At 30.7% G+C, this 13,702-nt stretch carries 12 protein-coding genes and 1 other RNA gene; 2 read left to right on the forward strand and 11 right to left on the reverse strand.

The window, feature by feature from the left end:
* Positions 1-123 precede the first annotated feature (123 nt).
* Positions 124-774 carry a hypothetical protein gene (locus tag WY13_RS02360; protein WP_063554108.1) on the forward strand — a complete coding sequence of 217 codons (651 nt, stop codon included), beginning with the start codon at positions 124-126 and terminating at the stop codon, positions 772-774.
* Between the two features lie 111 nt (positions 775-885).
* On the opposite strand, the gene WY13_RS02365 is transcribed toward WY13_RS02360, so the two are convergent.
* Together WY13_RS02365 and trhA are read right to left on the reverse strand one after the other, a co-directional pair.
* The gene (locus tag WY13_RS02365; protein ID WP_063554109.1) at positions 886-1,422 is read right to left on the reverse strand and encodes an MEDS domain-containing protein; all 537 of its coding nucleotides are present in this window, start codon (positions 1,420-1,422) and stop codon (positions 886-888) included.
* 447 nt (positions 1,423-1,869) lie between these two features.
* On the reverse strand, positions 1,870-2,508 hold the full coding sequence (trhA, locus tag WY13_RS02370; protein WP_063554110.1) for a PAQR family membrane homeostasis protein TrhA: 639 nt from the start codon (positions 2,506-2,508) through the stop codon (positions 1,870-1,872).
* Positions 2,509-2,701: 193 nt separating this feature from the next.
* Between trhA and WY13_RS02375 the strand changes: the two genes are divergently transcribed.
* A complete protein-coding gene (locus tag WY13_RS02375) occupies positions 2,702-3,370 on the forward strand; it encodes a DUF6483 family protein (protein WP_063554111.1) in 669 nt (222 codons plus the stop codon).
* On the opposite strand, the gene ssrS is transcribed toward WY13_RS02375, so the two are convergent.
* From ssrS to WY13_RS02420, 9 genes are all read right to left on the reverse strand, one after another.
* Positions 3,368-3,544, reverse strand: a non-coding RNA gene (gene ssrS, locus WY13_RS02380) — 6S RNA. The genes WY13_RS02375 and ssrS overlap by 3 nt on opposite strands.
* A gap of 187 nt (positions 3,545-3,731) precedes the next feature.
* On the reverse strand, positions 3,732-5,504 hold the full coding sequence (gene aspS, locus WY13_RS02385) for an aspartate--tRNA ligase (protein ID WP_063554112.1): 1,773 nt from the start codon (positions 5,502-5,504) through the stop codon (positions 3,732-3,734).
* A gap of 15 nt (positions 5,505-5,519) precedes the next feature.
* Positions 5,520-6,770, reverse strand: a complete 1,251-nt coding sequence (gene hisS / locus WY13_RS02390; RefSeq protein ID WP_063554113.1) for a histidine--tRNA ligase — start codon at positions 6,768-6,770, stop codon at positions 5,520-5,522.
* 78 nt (positions 6,771-6,848) lie between these two features.
* On the reverse strand, positions 6,849-8,279 hold the full coding sequence (locus WY13_RS02395; RefSeq protein WP_063554114.1) for a coproporphyrinogen III oxidase: 1,431 nt from the start codon (positions 8,277-8,279) through the stop codon (positions 6,849-6,851).
* 551 nt (positions 8,280-8,830) lie between these two features.
* Positions 8,831-9,430 (reverse strand): MBL fold metallo-hydrolase, encoded by a 600-nt coding sequence (locus tag WY13_RS02400; RefSeq protein WP_063554115.1) that lies wholly within the window; start codon positions 9,428-9,430, stop codon positions 8,831-8,833.
* A gap of 36 nt (positions 9,431-9,466) precedes the next feature.
* The gene (gene dtd, locus WY13_RS02405; protein WP_063554116.1) at positions 9,467-9,916 is read right to left on the reverse strand and encodes a D-aminoacyl-tRNA deacylase; all 450 of its coding nucleotides are present in this window, start codon (positions 9,914-9,916) and stop codon (positions 9,467-9,469) included.
* A 14-nt stretch (positions 9,917-9,930) separates the two neighbouring features.
* A complete protein-coding gene (locus WY13_RS02410) occupies positions 9,931-12,108 on the reverse strand; it encodes a RelA/SpoT family protein (protein ID WP_063554117.1) in 2,178 nt (725 codons plus the stop codon).
* 106 nt (positions 12,109-12,214) lie between these two features.
* Positions 12,215-12,733 (reverse strand): adenine phosphoribosyltransferase, encoded by a 519-nt coding sequence (locus tag WY13_RS02415; RefSeq protein WP_063554118.1) that lies wholly within the window; start codon positions 12,731-12,733, stop codon positions 12,215-12,217.
* Positions 12,734-12,835: 102 nt separating this feature from the next.
* The gene (locus WY13_RS02420) at positions 12,836-13,684 is read right to left on the reverse strand and encodes a DHH family phosphoesterase (RefSeq protein WP_063554119.1); all 849 of its coding nucleotides are present in this window, start codon (positions 13,682-13,684) and stop codon (positions 12,836-12,838) included.
* Positions 13,685-13,702 lie beyond the last annotated feature (18 nt).

The following is a 13,702-nucleotide window of genomic DNA, read 5'->3' on the forward strand; positions in this document are numbered from 1 at the left end:
TCAACTAATTAAAAATCTTTAATATAGCAATTCAGGTTCAAAATATTTTCTATTTAATTTCTATACTAAATATATATATCCTATGCATTGCTAATTGCAGTCTATTTTCAAGGAGGCTTTTATATGTTACTCAGCTATAAATTTTCGAACAACATTCCTCTATTTAAATGTGATATTTGCGGGAACTGCAGTAATTTTGTAGAGTCCACATCCTACACAAATATAAAGAACAGAGGTTGCTGCTGGTACTTTCCAAAATACAATTTAGTAGATATTAAAAATATAATAAACAATGGGAGCATGGATTTTATATACTATTTATCTTCCATTCCAAATTGTGTAGAAAATTATGATATCAGGGTAAAAGGAATTTTTTTAAAAAAGCAATATAACGATTACACTGAAAACAATATAAAATACAGTGATTTTGACAGTAGTCTCTTTTTTAAATTATGTCCTTTTTTAAAAAAGCATGGATGCAAATTAAGTTTTTCTTTACGACCACATCCCTGTAATTTATATTTATGTAGAGAAGTACTTCAATTGGCAGGTAAAGAATACACCATGTATTCTAGAGAACGAAAGGATTATTATGCATATTGTAACTATTTTAATGAATGTTTAAAAGAAGATTTAAAATCTAATAATGCAACCCTATCAGATAATTTAGAGGAATCTTTGGATATATTAAATTCTTCCACATTACCTCCTTTTCAACCTAGAAAACTGCACAATATTTACATAGATTATTCTACATGTCACCATAGTGCTTGAACTTCAAATTTTTTGAATACTTTTTGCTAATTTAGGTTAAACTTATACTGCCTTGATGATATGATAACTCCCATTAATTCTATGTAAAATAATCCTGGTTTAAAACTGGGGTTATTTTACACTCACTAATCTTCTATTATATAATCTATAGTTATGAATTTTATAGGATTCTTTGACAACCTTTTCATTTATAAACCTTTTATTCTTCAAGTAATCTTCAAAATCATAAGCACACATACAGGAAGCGTTCATTTCTGAGATTATATTTAATATATTTCTATTAAAATTTAAAAAGCTATCTTGAGAGGTATTATAGATGGCATAATCAGCCTGTATAATAAATCTTACGCCTACATATCCCTCTTTATTAATTTCATCTATATACTTTAAAACTTCTTTTCTTATATTATTTACTTTCAGCTTTGGATATTCATTAATCATTTGTGTCATATCAACGTATTCCACACAATTATTTTTTATGTCAACATACTTTAATAATTTTTTATACAGTTTTAAATCCGTGTATACACAGATTTTCTCTTTTCTTTCAATACCTTCTTTTATATATTGACACATATTTATAATTAAATGTTCTAATCCAAAGTAATAAAACGAAGAATTAAGTCCAAAAATACTACGATTAATCATATCTTTTTATCCTTTACAAAATAAGTTTATTGCTTATGTATTCTACATAATATATACATACTCCTCTTAATATTCATAAGCATATTACAAAATATTTCGTCACATATTTGTATTTTTATACTTTAATTTTCATAAAGTATTTCATTTTTTACATCGTTCCACCCTATTCTACTTATTGTATCATCAAGTGATTCTTAGGTTCAGGTGGAGTTTGCTTATAAGGAATCCTTTTCTCCATCTGAACCTTATTAACAGTATTCTTAGTGTCTTTAGCACTTAGAATACGTTATCCTTTAGGGGAAGAACTTATCCAGGCGCGTAGCAGTGCTTATCCCCCACTTTGAAGAAAAGCAGATATCCCAAATCTTTGATTTGGTGATAGTCGCTTTCACTGTGTGCGATGGGGGTGTTAGCAATGGTAGCGATCGGATAAAATTTTCCTATCACTTATAGATATAAAAGCACACAGAAAAAATGACAGGCACTTCCACCTATAACAAAAAGGTGCCATATGGCATGATTATAAGGTATTTTATCTAACATGTATAAAAAAGCTCCCACCGTATATATGATTCCACCTGCCACTAAAAGAACTATTCCAGCTGGAGGAAGAAGTAGTAAAAGTCTTTTCATAGCAAAAATTATTATCCATCCCATGGCAATATATATTAGTGTAGACACAACCTCATGTTTCCCTATCCAAAATATTTTCATTACTATGCCGCAAATAGCCATAATCCATACTATAGCAAATATCATCCAGCCTATAGAACTTCTTAAAATAGTAAGTGTAAAAGGAGTATAAGTTCCAGCTATTAATAGATAAATAGATGCATGATCAAATATTCTAAAAACTTTTTTTGCCTTTAAGTTAGTTATACTGTGGTATAACGTGGATTCTAAGTATAAAATAAGCATAGAAACGCCATATATAGTGTAGCTTACTATATACCACTTATCTCCCATCCTGGAAGAAAATACAATTAATAATACAAGAGCTGCTATTGACAGAAGTGTACCTACTCCATGTGTTACAGCATTAGCTATTTCCTCTCCTCTTGTATAAAATTTAAGTTGATTATCCATATTAGACCACTCCTTAATAAACTTTGTATGTTTGTCACATAGTTATTAAAACTACTTTATGATATACGTATATGATAACATGATATATGTATAAGTTCAATATCTATTCCTATTTTTATAGCAAATAGATTGATTTTTTAGTATAATAAGTATTGTTATATTATTATTTGCAAAATTTGTGGAGGCATGCAAAATGTTAAAAAGAACTATTACTGCTGAATTAATTAAGAAATTTAATGAAATGCTATATAAAATACTAGATGATATGGATAATAAAAATTATGAAGGGGCCTTAGATTCAATAGATACCGCTTTTAAATACATTTTTAGATTGAGTATAAAATTTTTCAATTCCCTATCTCTAGAAAATATAATGGAAATGGTAAAAATTAATGGGAGCATAGTTACAGATAAGTGCATAATTATGGCCAAATTATTGGAAGAAGAAGGAAATGCCTTGGAATTCCAGTGTAAATTGGATGATGCTTTTTATATACATCAAAAATCATTAAATTTGTTTTTGGAAGCTTATTTAAATGAAAGCACCAATTGTGATTTAAAAAATTATTTTTCAGATATAGATCCTTTAATAAATAAACTTTGTGAATATAAGCTTTCTTTTACTCTTTTAAGTAAAATAGCAGATTACTATGCAGAGACCAAAAGATATGATAAATCAGATGATGTAATCTATGAAATGCTTGAAGAAAATAATCATGATGCAAAATGTGTAAAATTCTCAATAGAATTTTACGAAAATTTGCTTTTAAAAAATGATAATGATTTAAACTCTGGGAACTTACCAAGAGAAGAAATAGAAGGGTCTTTGTCTTCTTTAAGAAACATATTACAAAACAAATAAAATCCCACCATGCCGTATTATGAGTTATTTTGAACCCGCCCCAAAGCAGGTGGGAATCTCCTTCTTGCTTCCTGTCTCCATTACAAATGGATATCATTCCACAAGAAGAGTCCGATTCCCTTTTATAAAATGTTCGGTCAAGACTAACTCATTCCTCGCACACAGCAGGAATATTTATCCGATGACTACTTGCTCTAATACTCCCACTTCTCCAAGTTTACGTTGCGAGCAACTACGTCCCTGGATAACGATTTCTAAGCATCAGGTGGATTTAAAACTCCACCTGATACCAAGAACTCTGTTTATAACTTTATTATACTATACTTTTTAATATTTATGTTTACTCTTTGAATAATTCATATTATTTTATAGATATACCCAATTCTTTTAACTGAGATTCATCTACTATATTAGGAGCTTCCGTAAGTGGACAAAATGCATTCTGATTTTTAGGGAAAGCTATTACATCCTTTATGTTATCTGTCTTTGCCAGAAACATTACCATTCTGTCAAATCCATAAGCAAGTCCGCCGTGTGGTGGTGGTCCAAACTTAAATGCTTCAAGCAGGTATCCAAACTTCTCCCAAGCTTTTTCCTGTGAAATACCAATTACTTTAAACATTCTTTCTTGAAGTTTAGTATCGTGTATTCTTATGCTTCCTCCGCCTAATTCTTCTCCATTTAGAACTATATCATAAGCTTTTGCTCTTACTCTTCCAGGATCACTATCTAAATACTGTATATCTTCGTCCATAGGTGCTGTAAATGGATGATGCTCTGCCTGATATCTTTGTTCCTCCTCATTATAGGATAGAAGAGGGAACTCAGTTACCCATACAAATCTAAACTCATCATTTCCATCCAATATGCCTGTTTCTTTTGCCATATGAACTCTGAGTGCACCAAGGCTTTCAAATACTACTTTATTTTTATCTGCCACAACAAGAATAAGGTCTCCTGGTACTGCTTCCAATTTATTTAATATATTTTTAGTATCTTCCTCAGTTAAGAACTTTGATATAGAAGATTTAATTCCATCTTCCTTGTATGCTATCCATACAAGTCCTTTGGCACCATAGTCTTTTACAAATTCAACTAGCTTATCAATCTGTTTTCTTCCCATTTTAGCTGAATTTGGCACCTTTATGGCTCTTACAGAACCACCAGCTTCAATTGCACTTTGGAACATCTTGAAATCTATATTTTTTACAACTTCACTTATATCATTTATTTCCATGCCAAATCTCAAGTCAGGTTTATCTGATCCATATTTCTCCATAGCAATTTTATAAGGCATTCTCTCTATAGGCAGCTTTACATCTACATTTAGGATTTTCTTAAATACCCTTTGAATAAACTTTTCATTCAAATTCATTACATCATCTTGTTCTACAAAGGAAAGCTCCATATCTATCTGGGTAAATTCAGGCTGTCTATTTGCCCTCAAATCTTCATCTCTAAAACATTTAACTATCTGAAAGTATCTGTCATATCCTGAAACCATCAAAAGCTGTTTAAAAAGCTGTGGTGATTGAGGAAGGGCATAAAACTTTCCATTGTAATTTCTGCTTGGTACAAGATAATCCCTAGCACCTTCCGGTGTACTTTTTCCAAGCATTGGAGTTTCTATTTCTAAAAATCCTTCTTCATCTAAAAAGTCTCTTACTACCTTTGCTGTTTTATGTCTTATCATAAGTATTCTCTGCATATCTGGTCTTCTTAAATCCAAATATCTGTATTTAAGTCTTATATTTTCAGCTGCATCTAAGTTTTCCTTTATGTATATAGGAGGTGTTTGAGATTCTGAAAATATCTTTATATACTCTCCTTTTACTTCTACCATACCTGTTGGAATTTCCGTATTTGGGGATTCTCTTTTTACAATAGTTCCTGTAGCTGCTATGCAGTATTCAGATTTTACATCATCTGATTTTTGAAAGGCTTCTTTATTTATCTTCTCTCCAAATACGATTTGAAGTATTCCTGTTCTATCTCTTAAATCTACAAATATGAGTCCACCTAAATTTCTTTTTCTCTGAACCCATCCCATTACTGTAATCTTTTCACCTATGTTACTTTCTCTCAGTTCACCACACATGTTGGTTCTCTTTAGTCCATTTAATGATTCTCCCATGTTAACACACTCCGTTTATAATCTAATTAAATCTGAAATTTTGTCTAGTTCTTCTAATTTAATTTCAAATTGATTGCCATCTTCCATTCTCTTAAATTTAGCAATTCCACATTCTAGTTCGTTGTCTCCAAGTATTACTGTAAATCTAGCTCCTATTTTATTTGCATACTTCATTTCAGCTTTTACGCTTCTATTTGTATGGTCACATTCACATCTTACATTTTTTTCTCTCAATTGATTTACTAAATTCAGAGCCTTTAACTTAGCGTCATCTCCCATAGCTCCTACATATAAATCTATGTATGGTCTATTTGGTATCTCTATTTTATTTTCTTCCAGAGTAAGAAGTGTCCTCTCTATTCCCATTCCAAAACCTACAGCAGGCATTTTAGGACCTCCAACTTCCTCTATTAGATAATCATACCTTCCTCCACCGCATATTGTTATATCATTGTTTATTATTTCAAATACGGTTTTAGTATAATAATCAAGTCCTCTTACTATTAAAGGATTTATCTTATACTCTATATTTACAGCAGACAAATACTTTTGTAGACTTTCAAAGTGCTCCTTACAGTCATCACATAAGTAATCAATCATCAAAGGTGCATCTTTTACTATTTCCTTACAGCTTTCCACTTTACAATCCAGTATTCTCATAGGATTCTTACTAAACCTGCTTTTGCAGGTGTCACATAATGCATCATAATTTTCCTTCAAGAATTTTTTTAATGCCTCATTGTACTTTTTTCTGCAAGTAGCACATCCTATACTATTTATATTTAATTCAATTCCCTTTACTCCCAGTTCCTTATATACTCGCATAGCCAAACTTATAACTTCAGCATCCAGTGAAGCATTTTCTGCTCCAAATGCCTCTATGCCAAATTGGTGATGTTCTCTAAGTCTTCCTTTTTGAACATTTTCATATCTTAAAACCGGGGTAAAATAAAATAACTTAGTTGGCTGAACTTCATTATACAAACTGCTCTCCACAAAAGCCCTCACTGCAGGGGATGTACCTTCTGCTTTAAGGGTTAGGCTTCTGCCAGCTTTATCTTGAAAGGTGTACATTTCCTTCTGAACAACATCTGTAGTTTCACCTACTCCCCTTTCAAAAAGTTCCGTATATTCAAATACTGGTGTCCTTATTTCTCTATATCCATAAGAAGCTGCTATATTTTTGAACTTATCTTCTAAATAATGCCACTTATAAGACTCTGTAGGTAATATATCTTTAGTACCTTTAGGTGCTTGTATAGCCATATTAATTTACTCCTTTTTTGTTTTATATTTTCTTAAATTATAGATTATAAGTGAAATTTAAAAGTACATTTAAAAATTTTAATACAAAGTATTTAAAAGATCTATCTTTTTTTTCACCATTTCATCTATTCTTCTCACATATTCTCCTACATCTTTTATATTTGCCTGTCTTTCGAATCTATTTTCATCTAAAAACATGACTTTTGTAACAGCATCTGCTCCACAAGCTATTATAGTCTGCCTTTCTTCAATCATTTCCACATTATAAAGCCCTCTATGTTTTCCTGATGTATATCCTATGTTTTCCATATTGCCTACCATATTTTTTTGTCTATACATGTAATATGGTTTCATCTTCATTGATTTAGCCAAAAGTGCAGTTCTTTCATACATCAAATTTAATTCTTCATGACCTGCAATAGAATAACTTATATTATTCACTATATTTTCATATAGTCTAGATGCTCTTTTTACAGACATACCATGCACGGTTAAATTATCTGGCCCAAGCTTTTCAATTTCATCACAGGTTTTATTTACCTCCTCTATTCCTTCACCAGGCAATCCTACAATCAAATCCATGTTTATGTTGTCAAATCCATATTTTCTTGCCATATGAAACTTTTCCCTTACCTCATTTACTGAATGATTTCTTCCAATAAATTTTAATGTGCTGTCATTCATAGTCTGTGGATTTATACTCATCCTATTTACTCCATATCTTTTCATGGTTTCAAGTTTATTTGAAGTAATACTGTCAGGTCTGCCACATTCTACATCAAATTCTTTTATTTTGTAGTCCCGTACAAAACTATTATATATTTGATGCATCAATTTTTCAAATTTTTCATTATCTATAGAAGTTGGAGTCCCTCCTCCAAAATATATACATTCTATATTTAACTCATGTTGTTTTATGTATTCAGACATTTTTTCTATCTCATAAGTCAAACTTTTAAGATAGGGTTCTACTAAGTCCTTACAACCTTTAATAGGATTGGATGCAAAGGAACAATAGAGACACTTAGTTGGGCAAAAAGGCATCCCTACATATACGCTTATATTTCTGCTATTCGAATTCACTAAGTTTTTTTCCGAATTTGCTACATCTATACAAAGTTCTGCCTTACTTTTATTGCAACAAAAATGTTTGTCAAAATACTTTATTATTTCATCCCTGCTCTTGCCATCCTTTATAAACTTTAAAGTTATCTTACTAGGTCTTATTCCAACTAAAGTTCCCCATGGTAAAGTTTTCCCTGTTTTATTGGTAAAATACAAAAATGCTGCTTTTTTTATATTTTCCCTTTCACTTAAACCACTTTCAAATTGCATTTTGCATATGTCATTTTTATCATCTATAATAACTTCATTCTGCAGTAACTCTATATTAAAATTCCAACTTTCATCTTCTACAAAATTTATATCTGCAAAATCATAAAACAAATTGATCATTTGAAATATGTGATATCTATATTCCTTACTATTTAGTTTAACTTTTATCTCCATATCAATTAAAATTGTCATCTCTTTTCTTTATAAAAATCTTAAGTAAAAAATTAAATTATACCAGATCATATGCTGACAAATCTCAACACTACAAAAACTTTTGACAAGTCTAAAGTTCGGTATTTTGAAAATCTAAAGGAGTTTAGTTAAACTCGTACCTCAAACATACCTAAACTCCTAAGATTTTCTAAAATACCTCACTAAGACTTATGGAAAAGTTTTTAAAGGTGTTTTCTATTTTGTCAGCATATTTCTCTGGTATAGATTTAAATTTCACTTGAATTTTTACAAATTTATAGACATTTTAGTAAAAATTAATTTATTCGTAGAAATATTTTTACATGAATGAACAACATTTAAATATTTTGCACATAAGTCTTAATAAAAAATTTTTTAAAAATCTAGAACTTTTGAATTGTTTGAGGTACGAGTTTTCAAAAGTTCTCAGTATTTTTTTAATTTTTTGCTTAGACTTATCAAAATATTTAACGTTATGAATGTTGTAAAAATATACGGAGAATAAATTAATTTTCTACTATGGCTATTTAAATCTATAAAAATGGATTATGCATTTTTTCTTCTTTGATAGAAGTTTTAGAGCCATGACCTGGAAATACAACCATTTCATCTGGTAAAGTCATAAGCCTATTTTTTATACTGTCCATGATTGCATTAAAATCTCCTCCTGTAAAGTCAGTTCTTCCTACAGATCTTTTAAAAAGCGTATCTCCTGTAAACACCATGTTTTCCCCTAAGAAGCTCACTCCACCAGGCGTATGTCCAGGTGTATAAAGCGCCTTTAACTTTATATTTCCAAATTCAAACATCTGGTTATCTTCAATGTATATGTCAACTTCATCTATAAGCTTTCCATACATAAGCTCTCTTGATTTCATCATATTATAATCTTCTCTGCTTATTGCTATAGGTGCATTATATTTATTCCTTATTTCCTCAGCTGCACTTGTATGGTCTGCATGACCATGAGTTAGCAATATATATCCTACTTTTGTCTTTGAAGCATCTATAGCATCTATTATATCTTTTACATCATCACCAGGGTCAATTACTACAGACTTACTCTCCTTTTCATCTATCAATATATAGCAATTAGCTGCATATGCCCCTACTATGAGTTTTCTTAATTTCATAAAAATACCTCCCTATCTTTTCCTTTATCTTGATAATTAAAATTTCTTCTTACTGTCTATCATAATAGTGACAGGTCCATCATTTTCTATACTCACTAGCATATCTGCACCAAATTTTCCTGTCTCAACCTTGCCTACTAAATCTCTACATTGACCTACAAATTTTTCGTATATTTTTTCGGCTTCATCGCCACCCAAAGCTTCTATAAAACTGGGCCTTCTACCTCTTCTACAATCTCCATATAAAGTAAACTGAGAAATTATAATTATTTCTCCGTTTACATCCAACAAAGATTTATTTAGTTTTCCATTTTCATCTTCAAATATTCTGAGGTTCAATATTTTGTCCCTCATATAGATTATATCCTCATCTGTATCTTCTTTAGATATTCCAAGGAGTACATTTAACCCCTTTTGTATTTGTCCTATAACCTTTCCTTCCACTTCAACTTTAGAGCTATTGACTCTTTGAACTACTGCTCTCATAATAACATATCTCCTTAATTTTTGGTTCTATAAACCTGAATAACGCCCTCTAATTTTCTAAACTTTTTCATTACATCTTTTAAGTCATCTACATTTGATATTTTTAATTTTATATCTATAACAGCCAATCCATTTTTTACTGGCTTAGCATTCACAGCATAAAGTGCAGTCTTACTATTACTTATAACTTCCATAGATTCGGCCAAAAGTTTTCCCCTATCTTCAGCTTCTATTTTAATCTGAGCAATATACTCTGCTCCTTTTGGTCTTCCCCAGGAAACTTCAACCACCATGTTATCTTTATTCTTTAATAAGAATTCTGCATTTTTACAATCCTTTCTATGGATTGACACTCCTCTTCCCTTTGTTATATACCCTATTATGTCATCGCCTGGTACAGGATTACAACACTTGGCAAATCTGACTAACACATTACTTTCACCCTTTACTATTATCCCTGGAGATTTCTTTTCTGCTTTATGAGACTTACCCATAGGTTGATCCAGATTCTCTTGAATCTTTTTCCAGTCAATTTCATCCATCTTTGAAGTTTTCATATAAATATCTTTTATTCTCGAAACTATAGTAGAAGAGGTCACAGCACCAATTCCTACAGAAGCATACAAATCATCTACAGAATTCATATTATATCTTTTAAGAACTGTATCTAGGATTTCCTTCTTTGCAATTTCTCCAAAATTATATCCTTGCTTTTTTGTTTCCTTTTCAAGAAGGTCCTTTCCTTTTACTATATTCTCTTCTCTTTTAGCCTTTTTGAACCAGGATCTTATCTTACTTTTTGCCTGATTACTTTTCGCCATATTCAGCCAATCAATACTTGGACCTTTGGGCGTACTTGATACAAGCACTTCTACAATTTCCCCTGTTTTCAAATGATAGTCAAGAGGTACCATCTTACCACTTACCTTTGCACCTATACAACTATTTCCTATCTCTGTATGTATCTTATAAGCAAAATCTATAGGGGTTGCTTCATAAGGTAAATTTATTACTTTTCCATTTGGAGTAAATACAAATACCTCATCTGAAAACAAATCTATTTTAAATCTTTCCATAAATTCTTCTGCATCTGAAGTTTCTCTCTGCCACTCAAGTATTTCCCTTAGCCAGGTAAGTTTCTTATCTATATCATTTGCTGTATCAACGCCCTCTTTATATTTCCAGTGAGCTGCTATTCCATATTCTGCTGTTTTATGCATTTCAAAAGTTCTTATCTGTATTTCAAAAGGTTTGCCCTGAGGCCCTATAACTGTAGAATGTAGTGACTGATACATGTTTGGTTTAGGCATAGCAATATAATCCTTAAATCTTCCTGGCATAGGCTTATATATAGTATGTGCTATTCCCAGTGCAGCATAGCAATCCTTTACTGTATTTACTAAAATTCTTACAGCAGTTAAATCAAAAATCTGATCTATAGTTTTATTTTTCTTTACCATCTTTCTATATATACTATAAAAATGCTTTGGTCTTCCTTCAATATCTGAATCTATTCCCGATTTTTTAAGATTATCTTTTAATTGAGATATTATTTCATCAATATATTTTTCTCTTTCTACTCTTTTTTCAGCAATTTTTCTAACTATAAAATAATATTCATTTTGATTTATATACCTAAAAGCTAAATCCTCAAGTTCCCATTTAATTTTAGACATTCCAAGTCTATGGGCAAGAGGTGCATATATGTCAAAAGTTTCTTTTGCTTTTTCTTTCTGTTTTTTCACAGGCATGTATTTAAGTGTTCTCATATTATGAAGTCTATCTGCTAATTTTATAAGTATTACTCTTATGTCATCTGCCATTGCAAGGAGCATCTTTCTAACGTTATCAGCTTGCTGCTCTTCCTTAGTTTTACATTCTATTTTGCCTAATTTAGTAACACCTTCTACTAAGTTTGCAATTTCTACACTGAATTCCCTTTCTATGTCTTCATAGCTAAATTGTGTATCTTCTATTACGTCATGAAGGAGTCCTGCTACTATAGTGCTAGTATCAAGTCCCATTTCTGCCAATATATAAGCTACTTCTACAGGATGGCTTATATAAGGTTCTCCAGATTCCCTTTTCTGTTTTTTATGAGCTTCATCGGCAAAATAATAAGCCTTTTCTACTATTTTTTTATCTACATTATTACAGTTTTTATCTATTAACTCCATTAATTTTTCTAACATACCGATACTCCCTAAAATCAATGGCTGGTTTAACAAACCAGCCATTATTTTTTACTAATATTATATTATATACTAAAAAAACTTGCAATTTGAAATTTTATATATCCTAAACATTATATTTAGTAAGAGAAATTACATCATAACCTTCTAATTTTTCCCTACCTTTTAAATCCGTCAATTCTATCACAAATCCTATAGTAACAACTTCCCCACCTGCTTGTTCTATAAGTTTCACTACAGAAGCAGTAGTGCCACCTGTCGCAAGTAAGTCATCAATTATTACCACTCTATCTCCCTTTTTTATTGCATCTTTGTGCATTTCAAGTATATCACTGCCATATTCTAAATCATAACTAACACTAAAAGTGTCATAAGGCAACTTTCCTTTTTTTCTTATAGGAACGAAACCTGCACCTATGGCATAAGCTATAGGTGCTCCAAATAAAAATCCTCTTGCTTCAGGTCCTACTACTACGTCAATATGTTTATTTTTTAAATATCTAGCTATTTTATTTACTGTATACTTAAAAGCTGTTTTATCCTGCAGCAAAGTAGTTATATCTTTAAAACTTATTCCTTCCTTTGGAAACCCATCTATTACTCTTATTCTATCTTTTAAATCCACCTGTAATCCCCCCTAAAAATAACTTAATCATTCCAATAGAAACCTACTTTACAATTATATATTAAATATTGATACATATTCAAGTTTAAGATATTTTTGCCTTTATACAATCTCATTTTTCAAATATTTAGCTATTTGTTCTGCTCTATCCATATTTTCAGTTATAAAAAGCTCTACTGCAATCCTTGCATTATCTATATATCTCTTGTTCTTAATTGAACACATCATTCTATTTGATAATTCACATACATTCTCCCTATTCACACTAGAAATATCATTCACCTTAAGCAATGCCCTTACCCCATAATTATTTGTACATTTTAAATAATACATACCTTCATCTACCATTATCTTATTTTCACCAGTTATATCAATTCCCCGGGAAAAAATACCTAAAGCTACAAGATCTAAATACTTGCTTATGTACTTCATATCATAATACATTGATATGGCTTGAGATAACTTAAAGGTAACACCTACCGCTGTTAAATCTTTAAATGGATATGTACACTGCTTCTGATTGGGATTTACAATAATAGTTTTCGGTAAATTTTCCCCAGATTTATGGTAATCTGTTATTATAACATCCATACCTAAAATTTTACATAGCTCTATCTGCGAAACGCTTTGAATTCCACAGCCAGCTGTTATTATAAGCTTTGCACCTAAAAATTTTATATGGTTTTTTATTATATCTGCTTTTATATTGTAATCATTAATTTTATCAGAGATAAAATATTCTACATCTGCATTTAAATATTTTAACACTAATAACATAAGTGACACCGAAGTTATACCATCCAAGTCGCATGTACCATAAATTACAATTTTTTCTCTCTCATTTACTGCCTTTATTATTCTCTTCAAAGCTTTCTCCATATCCTTTAAAAGAAAAGGATTATGCATGCCTAAAAAATTAAAATCCTGTATGTTATCTTTTTGCCTCTCCATAATAAAATCCTCCAAATT

It is taken from the genome of Clostridium ljungdahlii (genome assembly GCF_001636845.1).
Lineage (GTDB): Bacteria > Bacillota > Clostridia > Clostridiales > Clostridiaceae > Clostridium_B > Clostridium_B ljungdahlii_A.

Excerpts from the sequence above, each read along its gene's own strand:
- WY13_RS02360 (WP_063554108.1), top strand. The coding sequence starts at position 124 with ATGTTACTCAGCTATAAATTTTCGAACAACATTCCTCTATTTAAATGT.
- WY13_RS02365 (WP_063554109.1), bottom strand. The coding sequence starts at position 1,422 with ATGATTAATCGTAGTATTTTTGGACTTAATTCTTCGTTTTATTACTTT.
- trhA (WP_063554110.1), bottom strand. The coding sequence starts at position 2,508 with ATGGATAATCAACTTAAATTTTATACAAGAGGAGAGGAAATAGCTAAT.
- WY13_RS02375 (WP_063554111.1), top strand. The coding sequence starts at position 2,702 with ATGTTAAAAAGAACTATTACTGCTGAATTAATTAAGAAATTTAATGAA.
- aspS (WP_063554112.1), bottom strand. The coding sequence starts at position 5,504 with ATGGGAGAATCATTAAATGGACTAAAGAGAACCAACATGTGTGGTGAA.
- hisS (WP_063554113.1), bottom strand. The coding sequence starts at position 6,770 with ATGGCTATACAAGCACCTAAAGGTACTAAAGATATATTACCTACAGAG.
- WY13_RS02395 (WP_063554114.1), bottom strand. The coding sequence starts at position 8,279 with ATGGAGATAAAAGTTAAACTAAATAGTAAGGAATATAGATATCACATA.
- WY13_RS02400 (WP_063554115.1), bottom strand. The coding sequence starts at position 9,430 with ATGAAATTAAGAAAACTCATAGTAGGGGCATATGCAGCTAATTGCTAT.
- dtd (WP_063554116.1), bottom strand. The coding sequence starts at position 9,916 with ATGAGAGCAGTAGTTCAAAGAGTCAATAGCTCTAAAGTTGAAGTGGAA.
- WY13_RS02410 (WP_063554117.1), bottom strand. The coding sequence starts at position 12,108 with ATGTTAGAAAAATTAATGGAGTTAATAGATAAAAACTGTAATAATGTA.
- WY13_RS02420 (WP_063554119.1), bottom strand. The coding sequence starts at position 13,684 with ATGGAGAGGCAAAAAGATAACATACAGGATTTTAATTTTTTAGGCATG.